This is a genomic window from Roseovarius sp., assembly GCF_027019125.1.
Taxonomy (GTDB): domain Bacteria; phylum Pseudomonadota; class Alphaproteobacteria; order Rhodobacterales; family Rhodobacteraceae; genus Roseovarius.
Window position 1 is genome coordinate 368,655 of record NZ_JALUXE010000002.1, and the last position, 14,390, is coordinate 383,044.

Below are 14,390 nucleotides of genomic sequence, written 5' to 3' on the forward strand. Positions count from 1 at the left end.
CCCGGGACGGGGCGTAGACGCCTGGCTTACCCCAGGGCCGCGTCACACCGCCCGCAGGTGCCCGGATGCTTGTGCTGCCCCACATCCGGCAGGATCTTCCAGCAGCGTTGGCATTTCTCGCCCTCCGCCCGCTCAAAGACCACACCAACCGTGTCCACCTCCGGCAGGCGGAACGCCTCGTCGGGGCGCGGATCGCCGGTCAGCATCAGATCCGACGTGATGCAGATATCCGCGAAATCCACCGATTTCAGCGCCTTAAGCATCTCGGCATCGCGGATATGCACCACCGGTGCCGCCTCGAGACTGGCCCCGATCACCTTGTCTGTGCGCTGCACCTCCAGCGCCGCCGTGACCACGCGCCGCGCCTGCCGCACCATGGCCCATTTCGCCGCCAAGGGCTCATCGAGCCAATCGGCGGGCGTGTCGGGAATATCGGTGAGGTGAATCGAGCTCTCCTCGCCGGGGAACCGCGACAGCCAGACCTCCTCCATGGTGAAGACCAGCACAGGTGCCAGCCAAGTGGTCAGCCGGTGAAACAACAGATCCATCACCGTGCGCGCGGCACGCCGCCGGGGCGTATCGCCATCGCAATAGAGCGCATCCTTGCGAATGTCGAAATAGAACGCACTCAGATCGAGCGTGCAGAAGTTGAAAATCTGCTGGAAAACCCCTTGGAAATCATAGGTTTCATAGCCTTTCTTCACCTTGTGATCCAGCTCTGCCAGACGGTGCAGCACCCAGCGTTCCAACTCGGGCATCTCTGCCGGGTCCACCCGGTCCGTCTCGCTGAACGGGGCCAGCGCCCCCAGCATGAACCGCAGCGTATTGCGCAGGCGGCGATAACCATCGGCCACACCCTTGAGGATCTCCGGCCCGATCCGCAGGTCAGCGGTGTAATCCGCCTGCGCCACCCAGAGCCGCAGAATATCCGCGCCATATTGCTTGACCACTTCCTCGGGCGCCACGGTGTTGCCCAGGGATTTGGACATCTTGTTGCCCTTCTCATCGAGGGTAAAGCCATGCGTCAGCACCCCCCGATAGGGCGCGCGCCCGCGCGTCCCGCAAGCCTGCAACATCGACGAATGGAACCAGCCGCGATGCTGATCCGTGCCCTCGAGGTAAAGATCGGCCAGGCCATCCTCGGACCCGTCGTCGCGGTCGCGCAGCACAAAGGCATGGGTCGAGCCGGAATCGAACCACACATCCAGAATGTCATCGACCTTGCGCCAGTCCTCCGGGTTGACGATACCCGACAGGAACCGCTCTTTCGCACCTTCCTTGTACCAGGCATCCGCGCCCTCTTGCTCAAAGGCCGCAAGGATACGCGCGTTCACCTCTTCATTCCGCAAAAGGTAATCGGAATCCGTGGGTTGCGCACCGTTCTTCACAAAACAGGTGAGCGGCACACCCCAGGCCCGCTGACGGCTCAGCACCCAATCGGGCCGCGCCTCGATCATCGAATAGAGCCGGTTGCGCCCGGTCTTGGGCGTCCATGTCACCAGCTCGTCAATCGAACGCAGCGCACGTTCGCGGATCGTGGTGCCATAGTCGTCCTGCCCGTCGCCCACCGCCCGGTCAATCGCCGCGAACCACTGCGGCGTGTTGCGATAGATCACGGGCGCTTTGGAGCGCCAGCTATGCGGGTAAGAGTGCTTGATCTTGCCGCGCGCCAGCAACCCGCCCACCTCGGCCAATTTATCAATCACCGCCTTGTTGGCATTGCCCTCCTTGCCCTTGCGGTCAAGGATGAACTTGCCACCAAAGAACGGCAGGTCAGGCCGGAAAGAGCCATCTTCGAGCACATTATAGGTGATCACCTGCTCCAGCATCCCCAGATCACGGTAAAGCTCGAATTCCTCCATCCCATGCGACGGCGCGCAATGGACAAATCCGGTGCCTTCCTCGTCACTCACGAAATCGGCCGCGCGGAAATCGCGCAGATCGTCCCATTCGCCGTTTGACCCTTCGGCGCCTGCGAGGGGATGCTTGAGACCAGAAATTACAGTCGGATCGACGTCTCGAACACGTTTCCAATGCTGCTTTTCCAACCGCGCTCGGGTCATTACATCCTCCGCGCGTGTGTCAGCGAGGATAAATTTCTCGCCAATTTTTGCCCAGCATTCGTCTGGCGTGCTCGTCACTTCATAAAGCCCGTAGGAAATGCCTTCACCATAAACAACAGCTTTATTTGAAGGCATAGTCCATGGGGTCGTGGTCCAAATGACAACGTAAGCCCCCACCAGATCGCGGTTTTCAAGTTTTGCACCATCACCTGCAATCGGGTCCGCAACTTCAAACTTCACCCAAACCGTGAAACTTTCCTTGTCGTGATACTCCACCTCCGCCTCGGCCAGCGCGGTCTTCTCGATCGGCGACCACATCACGGGCTTCGACCCCTGATAGAGCACGCCGGTCATCAGGAATTTCTGGAATTCCTCCGCGATGATACGCTCGGCGCGGAAATCCATGGTGAGGTAAGGACGATCCCAACAGCCGGTGATCCCCAGCCGCTTGAATTCCTCGCGCTGAATGTCGATCCAGCCCTCGGCGAACTTTCGGCATTCCTGACGGAAATCCACGACATCCACCTTGTCCTTGTCCATGCCCTTGGCGCGGTACTGCTCTTCGATCTTCCACTCGATCGGCAGACCGTGACAATCCCAGCCCGGGATATAGCGCGCATCGCGGCCCATCATCTGCTGGCTGCGCACCACCATGTCCTTGAGGATCTTGTTCAGCGCGTGCCCGATATGCAGATGCCCGTTGGCATAAGGGGGGCCGTCATGCAGGGTAAACGGCTTGCGCCCCGCCGCGTTCTCGCGCAGCTTCTCATAGACCCCGATCCGCGCCCAGCGGGCCAGCCACTCGGGCTCGCGCGCAGGCAATCCGGCGCGCATCGGGAAATCGGTCTCAGGCAGGTTCAACGTGTCTTTGTAATCAGGCGTCTGGGTCGTGTCGGCGCACATGGTTTGCGTCCTTGTCACTGGTCTGGAATTTGGGGGGGTGAGAGGCGGCGCGGGTGCCCATACGCCTTGTCCCGGCAGCTCGATTGTCTCAGAGCGCCGGGCATGTAATTCGAATAATGATCGCACTGCGTCTCATCATGCCCCGCCTTATAGGCGCGCACCCGGCACGCGTCCAGAGGGCGGGTGTCCGCTTTCTTGAAAAGAAAGCGGTCCGAAATCTTTTCAAGATTTCGGGTCCACGTTGGGGGATTGCCTCTTGCGACATCCCGCGCCACATAAGGACGATGACCACCGCCCTGCCCCCTCGTTTCCCCATCACCCGCCCCGAGATCGAGCGGGTCGTGACCGCGTTCTACGCCGCCGTGCGGGCGCATCCCGGCCTTGGGCCGATCTTCGCGGTGCATGTCACCGACTGGCCCACGCACGAGGCCAAGGTGGCCGACTTCTGGGCCAACTCCATCCTGCATGAACGCGTCTACGACGGCAGCCCGATGGCCGCCCATGTCAACGCCCGCAATGTGCAGCCGGGCATGTTCTCGACCTGGCTCGCCCTCTTCGATGCGGTGCTCGCGCGCGAACTCTCCCCCGATCAGGCCGCCGCCTGGTCGGCGCTGGCGCATCGCATCGGGCGGTCTTTGCGCGCGGGCGTCGTGGATCGCAGCACCCTTCCCGGCGGCATCCCCAAACTGCGCTGATCCCGGCCGATCCTTGCCGGAACCGCGCGCCGCCTGCGGCCATATCCGGCCGACGGCGGGAACCCGCCGCGCGCGCCCCCGCAAAATGGCGGCAAAGCGCCGGAAAACACAACCGCGCTTTCAAACTCTCGGGGGCGGCCCCACCTCTGGCCTATGCTGAGCGCAGTCAGAGAGGAGCCAGCCATGTATACCCCCCAAGACGACATTCGCCGACAAGCCAACCGTGACCTCAACCGCTACGGCCCACCCGGCCATGATCCCGGCGCGGGTGCGCGCGGCGGGCTGGCGGGCCTGCTCGTCGTGGTGATCCTGATGGGCGGGGTGATCGCCTTCAGCATGCTCAGCCCGTCCACCACGGGCAACAGCACCGCCCCGGCCTCTGCCCCAAGCAGCGTGATCGACGGCACGCAATCCCAACAAACCCCTGCCGCCCCGGTCGATTGACGACCACACTCACGGCGCAGACGGCCCGGCCAGAGCCTCCAGCATGGCCGGGCCACTTGCGCCCGAGCGGCCTTAGTCGAGCGACGTCACCCAGAGCACGGTCGCATCCTCGGCACTCACCGAAATCACGTTATGCCCCATGGTGGCATCATAATAGGCGCTATCGCCCCGGCGCATCTCGATGGGCTCGTAAAACTCGGTATAGAGCCGCACCACCCCGGTCAGCACATAGAGAAATTCCTCGCCATCGTGGCGCACCCAACCGCCAAAATCCTCGACCGCGCGGGCGCGGATGCGCGCGCGGTAGGGCATCATGCGTTTCTGGCTCAGCGTATCGGCCAGCAGATCATGCTCATAGGTCGCCGTCGCCATGGGCCTGCCTTCGCCCACCCGCGTCACCGCCATGCGCCCGTTGATCCGGTCGCGCGACGGCGGGGTAAAGAGCTGCGGCACCGAGATTTCCAAGCCCTGCGCCAGCTTCTTCAGCGCCTCATAGGTCGGTGACATCTGGCCATTCTCGATCTTCGAGAGGGTCGAGCGCGCCAACCCCGCCTGTTTCGCCGCCTGTTCCAGCGTCCAGCCCCGCGCCTTGCGCAATTGCCGCACCCGAACGCCCAGATCAAGAGGCTCCGGCACCGTGTCAGCGCCGGTTTCGCGCGTGACGCGCAACTGAGGGGGCAAGGCTTGATCCGTCATAGGCCAACGCTATAGGCCAAGCGCAAGGCCACTTGCAACCGTCCCCAGAGGCCCCTAAGCCAAGGCCATGAGCGCCATATTCGATCAGGGCCCAAGCGCCCCCTGCCCCCGCCCCTTCAACCTCGCAGCCCATGTTCTGCGCCGGGCCGAAGCGCATCCCGACAAGATCGCCCTCGCAGTCCTCAGCCTGACCAAATCCGACCGCTGGAGCTATGGCCGCCTCGCGGCCGCCGTGCGCGGCACCGGCACCGGCCTTTTGCGCGCCGGATTGAACCCCGGCGACCGGGTGCTGATGCGGCTGGGCAATACGGTCGAATTTCCGATTGCCTATCTTGGGGCCATTGCCGTGGGCCTCATCCCGATCCCCACCTCCAGCCAGCTGACGGAACCCGAAGTGGCGGGCATCCTCAAGACCACGCAACCCGCGCTGATCCTGCGGGCCCAGAGCGTGGCCTGCCCGGACACCGATATTCCCACGCTCAACGAGCCCAACCTTGAAGAAATGCGCGCCCTTCCTCCCGCCGATTGGGACATGGGCGATCCAGACCGCCCCGCCTATATCATCTACACCTCCGGCACCTCCGGCATTCCGCGCGCCGTGGTCCATGCCCATCGCGCCATCTGGGCGCGGCAGATGATGTTTGACGGCTGGTATGGGCTGCGCCCCGACGACCGGCTCTGCCACGCGGGCGCCTTCAACTGGACCTTCACCCTTGGCACCGGCCTCATGGACCCCTGGACCATGGGGGCCACCGCCCTCATCCCCGCCCCCGGCATCACACCCGAGCAATTGCCCCTTCTGCTCAAACGCCATGACGCCACGATCTTCGCCGCCGCCCCCGGCGTCTATCGCAAACTCGTGCACCCCGGTCAGCGCCTTGACCTGCCGCATCTGCGGCACGGGCTGGCGGCGGGCGAGAAACTCTCGGACACCATCCGCCAGCATTGGCAGGACGCCACCGGCACGCCGATCTTCGAGGCTTACGGCATGTCCGAATGCTCGACCTTCATCTCGGGCAGCCCCGATCACCCCGCCGCCCCCGGCACGCTGGGGCGCCCCCAGACAGGCCGCCGCGTCGCCATCCTCGCCGACGGCACGCCCGCGCCCCTTGGTGCCGAGGGCACCATCGCCGTCCACCGCTCCGATCCCGGCCTCATGCTGGGCTATCTCGGCGCCCCCGAGGCCACGGCAGAGAAATTCACCGGCGACTGGTTCCTGACCGGCGATCAGGGGAGCATGGATGCCGCAGGCCACATCACCTATCTGGGCCGCGCCGACGACATGATGAACGCCGGCGGCTACCGCGTTTCCCCGATGGAGGTCGAGGCCGTGCTCAGCACGCATCCCGGCATCACGACCGTCGCCGTGACCGACATCGAGGTGAAAGAGGATGCGCGCGTCATCATGGCCTTCTATACTGGCCCCGAGACACTCGACCCCGCCACGCTTGATGCTTTCGCGCGGGGCCGGCTCGCGGGCTACAAGGCCCCGCGCGCCTATCACCACATCGCGGCCCTTCCCACCGGGGCCAATGGCAAAATCCTGCGCCGCGCCTTGCGGCCGATCTACGAGGGCCTCCATGGTCAAGCTTGACATCATCTCCGACCCGATTTGCCCCTGGTGCTACATCGGCAAGACGCTGCTCGATCAGGCCATGGCACAGCGCCCCGATCACCCGTTCGAAATCGAATGGCATCCGTTCCAGCTCAACCCCGACATGCCCGCCGAAGGCATGGACCGCCGTGAATATCTTGAGACGAAGTTTGGCGGCAAAGAGGGCGCGATCCGGGCCTATGCGCCTGTGCTTGAACGCGCCGAGGCCGCAGGTCTGACCATTGATTTCGCCGCCATCAAGCGCACGCCCAACACGCTCGACGCGCATCGCCTGCTGCATTGGGCGGGCATCGAGGGCTGTCAGGACCGCATGGCCATGGCGCTCTTTCGGGCCTATTTCAACGAGGGGCGCGACATTGGCGACCCCGAAGTTCTGGCCGATCTCGCCGACAGCCTCAGCCTTGACGGCGCGATGATCCAGCGCCTTCTGGCCACCGAGGCCGACCGCGACGACGTCCGCGCCCGCGATGCGCAATTCCGCCAGATGGGCATCACGGGCGTGCCCACCTTCATTGTCGGCGGCCAGCACGCGGTGCCGGGATGCCAGCCCGCAGAGCTTTGGGTCAAGGTGATCGACGACCTGACCGCCGCCGCAAGCTGACGCTCACGCGAGGGTCATCCGCCGCGCCAGCCGCCGCTCGCGCCAGAACGTGTAGATGCCCGAGGCAATGATGATCCCCGCCCCCGCCAGCGTCCAGACATCCGGCCGCTCGTCAAACAGCGTGACCCCGATGATCAGCGCGAACACCAGCCGGGAATAGCGGAACGGCGTGATCACCGCCACATCGCCCAACCGCATCGCGGCCACGATGGCGTAATAGGCCGACACCCCGCACAAGAGGGCCAGCACCAGATCGCGCCAGTTCACCGCCGTGGGCCAGGCGGGCGTGCCATGAACCGCCAACAGGATCAGCCCCGTCGGCACCAGCGTGGCAAAGGCATAGGTCGACAGCTGCATCGACGAAATCGTGCGCGGCACCCGGCGCGTCGCCAGATCCCGCGCCGCCAGCCCAAAGACCGCCAAGACCGCGAAAAGCGATGCCGGCTCAAACCCCGCCATGCCGGGCCGGATCACCATCAGCACGCCGCAAAACCCCACGAGGATCGCCGCCCACCGCCGCCAGCCCACCGCCTCCCCCAGAAAGAGCGCGGCCCCCAGCGTGACCGCGAGCGGCGTCGCCTGCAAAATGGCCGAGGCCGACGAGAGCGGCGTCAGCGCAATCGCCGTCACAAACCCCAAGGTGCCCAGCAATTCGCCGAAATTGCGCAGGATCACGGGCCGCGACACGACATCCCGCGACCAGAGCCGCCCGCCCTGCGCCCGCGTGATCGTGCCAAAGATCAGCGCCCCGCCCAATCCCAGCAGAATGATGATCTGCCCCACCGGCAGGCTATCCGCCAGCCGCTTGATGAACATATCCTCCAGCGCGAAACCGCCCATCGAAAGGACCATCAGAATACTGCCGCGCAGGTTTTCCATCTCAGACTTTCTCAACCATGAGCGTCCGTGATAGCCCGGATCATTCGCCCAAAAAAGCGGCAGAGCTATGACAACACGACATGACCGCTATGCTTGGCCTTGTGTTCGGGCTCGACATGGATCGTCACCCGCGCGCCCGGCAGCGCCGCCATCAGCGCCGCCTCGATCCGGTCGCAGAGATCATGCGCCGCCTCGACCGTGGTCTTGCCCGGCATCACCAGATGAAACTCGATGAAGGTCACAGGCCCGGCATGGCGCGTGCGCAGATCATGCGCCTGCAAGGCGGCATCATCGCTCGCCGCCGCCTCGATCACCTGCCGGATCGTGGCCATTTCCGTCTCGGATACCGCCTCATCCATCAACCCGCTCAGCGAGGCCTTGATCACCACGCTGCCCGACCACAGGATATTGAGCGCGACCAGGACCGCCATCGCCGGATCAAGCCAGAGCCAGCCCGTCGCCAGGGCCAACCCCACGCCGATCAGCACCCCCACCGAAGACACCACATCGGTCATCAGATGCTTGCCATCCGCCACCAGCGCGGGCGAGCGATAACGCCGCCCGTTGCGAATGAGCATCAGCGCCCAGAGCGCGTTGATCCCCCCCGCCGCCATGTTGATCGCCATGCCCAGCATGGGCGCATCCATCGCGCGCGGTGCCTGAAACCCGTCATAGGCCTCACGCAGGATAAAGAGCGCCGCAAGGACAATCAGAACCCCCTCCAGCACCGCCGAAAAGAATTCCGCCTTGTGATGCCCAAAGGGATGATTGTCATCCGCGGGCCGCCGTGCCACCCGCAGCGCCACGATCACCGCAATCGCCGTGGCCAGGTTGACGAGGCTCTCCAGCGCATCCGACATCAGCGCCAGCGATCCGGTCAAACCCCAGGCCAGCACCTTGAGCGCCATCACCAGGAGACCGACAAAGACGCTGCCAATCGCCAGCCGCATCACCCGTGCGGCGGCGCTCCCCCCCTCAGTCACCGGATTTGACCGGCACGCCATAGAGTTCGAGCCGATGCCCGATCAGGCGATACCCCAGCTTTTCCGCGATCTTGTCTTGCAACGCCTCGATCTCGGGATCGACGAATTCGATCACCTCGCCCGAATTCATGTCGATCAGATGATCGTGGTGGTCGCGCTCGGCATCTTCATAGCGCGCACGCCCGTCGCCGAATTCCAGCTTGTCGAGAATGCCCGCCTCCTCGAACAGCTTGACGGTACGATAGACCGTCGCAATCGAAATCCGCGGATCACGCCCCGAGGCGCGGGCATAGAGCTCTTCGACATCCGGATGATCGTCCGACCCCTCCAGAACCGACGCAATCGTGCGGCGCTGCTCCGTCATGCGCAGCCCCTTGGCCTCGCAACGCTCGGTGATGGTCTCGGTCATGGGCGGCCTCGTCTTGTCTTGCGGCGGTGCCATAACGGCAAGGGGCGGTCCTGACCAGCCCCATTGTCGCCCTGCCTGCGTGGTCAATGCGGTGCTGTGCGCGAGAATAGCTGAATGACAACGATGCCCGCAAGGATCATGCCCGTGCCGATGATGGCAGGCAGGTCGAGTTTCTGACCAAAGATCACATAGCCGATGCAGGCGATGAACACGATCCCCAGCCCGGACCAGATCGCATAGACCACACCGACCGGCATCACCTTGAGCGTCTGCGCCAGAAGGTAAAAGCTGATCGCATAGGCCACCACCACCAGAACCGACGGCCAGAACCGGGTGAATTGCTGGCTTGCCTGCAACGCCGTGGTGCCTGCGGTCTCGGCCATGATGGCAAGGAACAGAATCAGATAAACCTGTGGGATCATCGCGCGCGCTCCGGTCTTGGGCAATCGGCCCCAGACTTAAGCGAGGGGGCAAGCGGCGTCCACCGGGAAAGCAAGTGCCAGAAGGCATTAGAGCGGGTTATCACCAGTCACCAAAGCGCGGAATCAAGGCACCTCAGGTGCCGCCGCGCAGCGGTCATGCCGAAGGCATGCCTCCGGCATGGTCCGCCCCCTCGGGCGGGCGCTTTTGCAACGTATCATCTCATTTAGAACGCGGAATACTTGGCAGGGATAAATTGCCAATCACTTCTGGCGCTGCGCCCACCCGGCGGACGGGCACCGCGCGGCTCATCTCTTGATGCAGAGCTCAGCGAACCCTCACACCCCGCTTGCCAGCCACCCCAGCCCACCCCATATTCCCCTCATGTTGAAATTCACCCCGATCCTGCTCGCCATCCTCTATGCGCTCGCCATGTATCGTTTCTCGGTCTGGCGCACCTCGCGGGAACTCGACGCGCAATCAACCGAATTGGCCGACCCAAAACTCAAGGCGATGACAGACCGTCTTGCCCGCGCCCTCGACCTGCCCCGCGTCCGCGTGCACATCTACGAAATTGATCCGGTGAATGGCCTTGCCGCCCCTGACGGGCGCATCTTCATCACCCGTGGCTTCTATCGCAAGTTCCAGACCGGCGAGGTTTCCGCCGAAGAAATGGCTTCTGTCATCGCGCATGAACTGGGCCACGTCGCCTTGGGTCATTCCCGCCGCCGCATGATCGACTTTTCCGGGCAGAACGCCCTGCGCACGGCCCTCGCCATGATCTTGTCGCGCTTCATTCCCGGTCTCGGCGTCTGGATTGCCAATGGTCTGACGACCCTGCTCGCCGCCCGCCTCTCTCGCGGCGACGAGTACGAGGCCGACGCCTATGCCGCCGCCCTGCTGACCAAGGCGGGCATCGGAACGGCCCCGCAAAAATCACTGTTCGAAAAACTCGAGGCGTTAACGAACAGTGCGGGCGGCACCATGCCGGCATGGCTCCTCAGCCATCCCAAGACCGTCGAACGGATTGCCGCCATCGAAAAACTCGAAAGCCGCTGGCAGAGCCTGCGCTGATCCCGCCGTCATCCTCAAGTCTCACCTGAGGATCTGCCGCCTTCCGACGACCTTACAAAATCACCTGACAAAGCTTACAAACCTTACCACTCGTCACCTTCCAAATTTTTTGATCAAATTATCTTGGCAAGCCCCCTGTTGCCGGGCTAGGCTGTCACAAAATCATCATCAGGACTTTCTTCCAATGGATCTTACACAGTTCCAGACGTTCCGCGTGGCTGCCTGTGACCTCAATGGCCGGATGCGGGGCAAACGTCTTCCCGCCGCTCATGCGGACAAACTCTCAACCGGTAGCGTGCGTATGCCGCTTTCCTCGCTAAATCTGGACATCTTCGGTGCCGACATCGAAAATTCGCCCCTCGTGTTCGACAGCGGCGATGTCGATGGCGTGCTCCTGCCCACCGACCGTGGTCCCGTGCCCCTGCCCTGGCTCGATGTGCCGCAAGGCCTTGTGCCCATGGTCATGCATCACGAAGACGGCACGCCCTTTGCCGGAGATCCGCGCCATGCCCTCGTTTCTGTCCTCGACCGCTACGCCGCGAAAGGCTGGCACGTTCAGGCCGCGACCGAGCTGGAATTCACATTGGTAGACGGAAAAGGTAATACTCTCAAGAACATACGCGACCCCCGCAATGGCCGGCGGATGAAATCACCGGGCATTCTCTCGCTTGGGCAGATGGATGCGTTCGACGGTTTTCTCAGCGCGCTTTACAACGCCGGGATGGAAATGGGCCTGCCGGTCGAGACCGCCGTCAGCGAAGCGGGCATCGGTCAGTTCGAACTGACCCTGCATCACCAGAACGCCCTGCGCGCCGCCGATGACACCTGGCTTTTCAAGACACTTATCAAGGGCTTGGCGCGCCAGCACGGCTATGTTGCCACCTTCATGGCCAAACCCTTCGAGGACGACACCGGCAACGGGATGCACATGCATTTCTCGGTGATGGACAAGGACGGGAACAATGTTTTCAACGATGGCACGGCCGAGGGCACGGACATCCTGCGCGCCGCAGTGGCGGGATGTCTTGCAGCAATGCCGCCCTCAACGCTGATTTTCGCACCGCATGCCAACAGTTATGCAAGGCTGGTGCCCGGCGCCCATGCGCCAACCGGTGCAGGCTGGGGCTATGAAAATCGCACCACCGCTGTGCGCATTCCCGGCGGCCCCCCCGCCGCGCGCCGGATCGAACACCGCGTCGCAGGCGGCGACATCAACCCTTACCTCAGCTTTGCCGCCATTCTGGGGGCGGCAATCACCGGGATCGAAGACGGTCTGACGCCCCCACCGCCCATCAGCGGCAATGCCTACGAGGTCGAGATGCCGCAACTGGCGGCAGATTGGGCCACAGCGATCGACTGGTTCGCCGAAAATCCGATGATTGCGCGCATTTTTCAGCCCGAACTCATCCGCAACCTCGTGATGACCAAGCGTCAGGAATTGGCCCATATGTCGCCCATTCCCAAAGAAGACCACTGGAAGACCTATCTCGAAACGGTGTAGCCTGAACCAGCACCCCTGCCTTAATTTGATCAAATCAAGAGACCGCCATGAAAATCGGCATCCTGAAAACCGGCCACGCCCCCGACATCGTGCAAGACGAGTTGGGCGACTACGAGGTGATGTTCGCCCAGTTGCTCGATGGGCATGGCTTTGAATTCGATCATTACAACGTGGTTGATGAAGACTTCCCTACCGGACCGGACGCTGCCGACGGCTGGCTCATCACCGGCTCCAAACATGGGGCCTACGAGGACCATCCCTGGATTCCCCCGCTCGAACAGTTGATCCGGGATATCCACGCCTCGGGGCGGCCGCTGGTGGGGGTCTGCTTTGGTCATCAGATCATCGCACAGGCCATGGGCGGCAAGGTCGAGAAATTCGGCGGCGGCTGGCAGGTGGGTGTCACCGACTATGACATCGAAGGGCAACGCCTGCCCCTCAACGCCTGGCATCAGGATCAGGTGACAGAACTGCCGGAAGGGGCAAAAGTCGTTGGAAGCAACGCCTTTTGCGCGAACGCGGCCCTGCTTTACGGCGACCGGATCTACACGATCCAGCCGCACCCCGAGTTTACGGCCACCATGATCGACCGCCTCATCCACCACCGCGCCCCCGGCGTGGTGCCGCCCGACCTGATTGCCGAGGCCAAGGCCAAACTTGACCAACCGACCGCAAATGCCACGATAGCCGCCCGTATGGCGGAGTTTTTCAAAAGAGGTGCCAGCCATGGCCGATCTGACTGACCTGACCAATTCCCTGCCCAAAGCCGCGCAAACCTATCTCGAGGATCGCCGCCTCGACGAAGTCGAGTGCATCATTTCCGACCTGCCCGGCATCGCGCGCGGCAAGGCGGTGCCCGCAACGAAATTTGCCCGGCAGAAATACTTTCACCTGCCCGACTCCATCTTCTTCCAGACCATCACCGGCGACTGGGGCGAGGCGGCAGGCGAAGGCGGGTTCATCGAGCGCGACATGATCCTGCGCCCCGATATGTCCACCGCCACCGCTGCCCCATGGACCGCCGACTGGACGCTGCAAGTGATCCATGACGCCTTTGACCGCGAAGGCGCACCCATCCCCTTTTCCCCGCGCAACGTGCTGCGCCGGGTGGTCGATATGTATCACGCCCATGGCATGAAACCCGTGGTCGCGCCGGAAATGGAATTCTTCCTCGTCGCGCGCAACCTTGACCCGGCACAGGGAATCAAGCCGATGATGGGTCGCTCTGGCCGCCCCGCCGCCGCGCGTCAGGCCTATTCCATGACGGCCGTCGACGAATTCGGCCCGGTGATCGACGACATCTACGATTTCGCCGAGGCGCAGGGATTCGAGATCGACGGCATCACCCAGGAGGGCGGCGCCGGACAGCTGGAAATCAACCTGCGCCATGGGGATCCCATCAAGTTGGCGGATGAAGTCTTTTATTTCAAAAGGTTGATCCGCGAAGCCGCCCTGCGCCATGACTGCTTTGCCACCTTCATGGCCAAGCCCATCGCCGACGAGCCGGGCAGCGCCATGCATATCCACCACTCGATCCTCGACATGGAAACGGGCCGCAATATCTTTGCCGGACCGCAAGGCGGCGAAACCGACGCCTTTTTCCACTTCATCGGCGGCTTGCAGAAACACCTGCCCTCGGCCATCGCCGTGCTGGCCCCCTACGTCAATTCCTACCGCCGCTACGTCAAGGATCACGCCGCCCCGATCAACCTCGCCTGGGGCCGTGACAACCGAACCACCGGCATTCGGGTTCCCCTCTCCGGTCCCGAGGCGCGGCGCGTGGAAAACCGCATGGCGGGTATGGATTGCAACCCCTATCTGGGCATCGCGGCGAGCCTTGCCTGCGGTCTCTTGGGGATTCTCAACGAGGATTGGCCCGACAAGCAATTCAAGGGCGATGCCTATTCCGGCGAGCCTGACATTCCCAACGTCATGGGTGACGCGCTCGATATGTTCGAGGAAGCCAAGGCGCTGCACGAGATTCTCGGGCCGGAATTCGCGCGTGTCTACGCCATCGTCAAACGCACCGAATATGAGGAATTCCTCCAGGTGATCAGCCCATGGGAGCGTGAGCATCTCCTCCTCAACGTCTGAGCCGCGCGGCACC

Annotated in this window: 14 protein-coding genes; 8 read left to right on the plus strand and 6 right to left on the minus strand. The window is 63.3% G+C overall.

What is annotated here, in order from left to right:
• Positions 1 to 26: 26 nt before the first annotated feature.
• On the minus strand, positions 27 to 2,966 hold the full coding sequence (ileS, locus tag MVC20_RS01985) for an isoleucine--tRNA ligase (RefSeq protein WP_297537922.1): 2,940 nt from the start codon (positions 2,964 to 2,966) through the stop codon (positions 27 to 29).
• Positions 2,967 to 3,250: 284 nt separating this feature from the next.
• Here ileS and MVC20_RS01990 point away from each other — a divergent pair, with 284 nt between their 5' ends.
• Both MVC20_RS01990 and MVC20_RS01995 read left to right on the plus strand, forming a co-directional pair.
• Positions 3,251 to 3,661, plus strand: coding sequence for a group III truncated hemoglobin (locus MVC20_RS01990; RefSeq protein WP_297537924.1), 411 nt, complete (start codon positions 3,251 to 3,253; stop codon positions 3,659 to 3,661).
• A gap of 183 nt (positions 3,662 to 3,844) precedes the next feature.
• The gene (locus tag MVC20_RS01995) at positions 3,845 to 4,105 is read left to right on the plus strand and encodes a hypothetical protein (RefSeq protein ID WP_297537926.1); all 261 of its coding nucleotides are present in this window, start codon (positions 3,845 to 3,847) and stop codon (positions 4,103 to 4,105) included.
• Positions 4,106 to 4,177: 72 nt separating this feature from the next.
• Here the strand turns inward: MVC20_RS01995 and MVC20_RS02000 are convergent, their stop codons facing one another.
• Positions 4,178 to 4,801: an XRE family transcriptional regulator gene (locus tag MVC20_RS02000; protein WP_297537928.1), complete on the minus strand. Its 624-nt coding sequence runs from the start codon at positions 4,799 to 4,801 to the stop codon at positions 4,178 to 4,180.
• A gap of 67 nt (positions 4,802 to 4,868) precedes the next feature.
• Here MVC20_RS02000 and MVC20_RS02005 point away from each other — a divergent pair, with 67 nt between their 5' ends.
• Together MVC20_RS02005 and MVC20_RS02010 are read left to right on the plus strand one after the other, a co-directional pair.
• Positions 4,869 to 6,395: a class I adenylate-forming enzyme family protein gene (locus MVC20_RS02005; protein WP_297537931.1), complete on the plus strand. Its 1,527-nt coding sequence runs from the start codon at positions 4,869 to 4,871 to the stop codon at positions 6,393 to 6,395.
• On the plus strand, positions 6,382 to 7,017 hold the full coding sequence (locus MVC20_RS02010; RefSeq protein ID WP_297537932.1) for a DsbA family oxidoreductase: 636 nt from the start codon (positions 6,382 to 6,384) through the stop codon (positions 7,015 to 7,017). Before MVC20_RS02005 ends, MVC20_RS02010 begins: the two co-directional genes overlap by 14 nt.
• Positions 7,018 to 7,020: 3 nt before the next feature.
• On the opposite strand, the gene MVC20_RS02015 is transcribed toward MVC20_RS02010, so the two are convergent.
• The 4 genes from MVC20_RS02015 to MVC20_RS02030 form a co-directional block, all read right to left on the minus strand.
• On the minus strand, positions 7,021 to 7,896 hold the full coding sequence (locus MVC20_RS02015) for a DMT family transporter (protein WP_297538084.1): 876 nt from the start codon (positions 7,894 to 7,896) through the stop codon (positions 7,021 to 7,023).
• 65 nt (positions 7,897 to 7,961) lie between these two features.
• On the minus strand, positions 7,962 to 8,846 hold the full coding sequence (locus tag MVC20_RS02020; RefSeq protein WP_297538086.1) for a cation diffusion facilitator family transporter: 885 nt from the start codon (positions 8,844 to 8,846) through the stop codon (positions 7,962 to 7,964).
• A gap of 25 nt (positions 8,847 to 8,871) precedes the next feature.
• Positions 8,872 to 9,288, minus strand: coding sequence for a Fur family transcriptional regulator (locus MVC20_RS02025; RefSeq protein WP_037269580.1), 417 nt, complete (start codon positions 9,286 to 9,288; stop codon positions 8,872 to 8,874).
• A gap of 83 nt (positions 9,289 to 9,371) precedes the next feature.
• Entirely contained in the window at positions 9,372 to 9,707 is a 336-nt protein-coding gene (locus MVC20_RS02030; RefSeq protein ID WP_297538088.1) for an SMR family transporter, read from the minus strand.
• A 385-nt stretch (positions 9,708 to 10,092) separates the two neighbouring features.
• Between MVC20_RS02030 and MVC20_RS02035 the strand changes: the two genes are divergently transcribed.
• The 4 genes from MVC20_RS02035 to MVC20_RS02050 all read left to right on the plus strand — a co-directional run bounded on the left by MVC20_RS02035 (position 10,093) and on the right by MVC20_RS02050 (position 14,377).
• A complete protein-coding gene (locus MVC20_RS02035; protein WP_297537935.1) occupies positions 10,093 to 10,782 on the plus strand; it encodes a M48 family metalloprotease in 690 nt (229 codons plus the stop codon).
• 184 nt (positions 10,783 to 10,966) lie between these two features.
• Positions 10,967 to 12,283: a glutamine synthetase family protein gene (locus MVC20_RS02040; RefSeq protein WP_297537937.1), complete on the plus strand. Its 1,317-nt coding sequence runs from the start codon at positions 10,967 to 10,969 to the stop codon at positions 12,281 to 12,283.
• A gap of 47 nt (positions 12,284 to 12,330) precedes the next feature.
• Entirely contained in the window at positions 12,331 to 13,026 is a 696-nt protein-coding gene (locus MVC20_RS02045) for a type 1 glutamine amidotransferase (RefSeq protein WP_297537939.1), read from the plus strand.
• Positions 13,010 to 14,377 carry a glutamine synthetase family protein gene (locus tag MVC20_RS02050; protein WP_297537941.1) on the plus strand — a complete coding sequence of 456 codons (1,368 nt, stop codon included), beginning with the start codon at positions 13,010 to 13,012 and terminating at the stop codon, positions 14,375 to 14,377. Before MVC20_RS02045 ends, MVC20_RS02050 begins: the two co-directional genes overlap by 17 nt.
• Positions 14,378 to 14,390 lie beyond the last annotated feature (13 nt).

What these genes read in the sequence shown, in the direction of transcription:
- MVC20_RS01995 (WP_297537926.1), top strand. Translation starts at nt 3,845, where the DNA reads ATGTATACCCCCCAAGACGACATTCGCCGACAAGCCAACCGTGACCTC.
- ileS (WP_297537922.1), bottom strand. Translation starts at nt 2,966, where the DNA reads ATGTGCGCCGACACGACCCAGACGCCTGATTACAAAGACACGTTGAAC.
- MVC20_RS02010 (WP_297537932.1), top strand. Translation starts at nt 6,382, where the DNA reads ATGGTCAAGCTTGACATCATCTCCGACCCGATTTGCCCCTGGTGCTAC.
- MVC20_RS02040 (WP_297537937.1), top strand. Translation starts at nt 10,967, where the DNA reads ATGGATCTTACACAGTTCCAGACGTTCCGCGTGGCTGCCTGTGACCTC.
- MVC20_RS02020 (WP_297538086.1), bottom strand. Translation starts at nt 8,846, where the DNA reads ATGCGGCTGGCGATTGGCAGCGTCTTTGTCGGTCTCCTGGTGATGGCG.
- MVC20_RS02025 (WP_037269580.1), bottom strand. Translation starts at nt 9,288, where the DNA reads ATGACCGAGACCATCACCGAGCGTTGCGAGGCCAAGGGGCTGCGCATG.
- MVC20_RS02045 (WP_297537939.1), top strand. Translation starts at nt 12,331, where the DNA reads ATGAAAATCGGCATCCTGAAAACCGGCCACGCCCCCGACATCGTGCAA.
- MVC20_RS02035 (WP_297537935.1), top strand. Translation starts at nt 10,093, where the DNA reads ATGTTGAAATTCACCCCGATCCTGCTCGCCATCCTCTATGCGCTCGCC.
- MVC20_RS02050 (WP_297537941.1), top strand. Translation starts at nt 13,010, where the DNA reads ATGGCCGATCTGACTGACCTGACCAATTCCCTGCCCAAAGCCGCGCAA.
- MVC20_RS02015 (WP_297538084.1), bottom strand. Translation starts at nt 7,896, where the DNA reads ATGGAAAACCTGCGCGGCAGTATTCTGATGGTCCTTTCGATGGGCGGT.
- MVC20_RS01990 (WP_297537924.1), top strand. Translation starts at nt 3,251, where the DNA reads ATGACCACCGCCCTGCCCCCTCGTTTCCCCATCACCCGCCCCGAGATC.
- MVC20_RS02000 (WP_297537928.1), bottom strand. Translation starts at nt 4,801, where the DNA reads ATGACGGATCAAGCCTTGCCCCCTCAGTTGCGCGTCACGCGCGAAACC.
- MVC20_RS02005 (WP_297537931.1), top strand. Translation starts at nt 4,869, where the DNA reads ATGAGCGCCATATTCGATCAGGGCCCAAGCGCCCCCTGCCCCCGCCCC.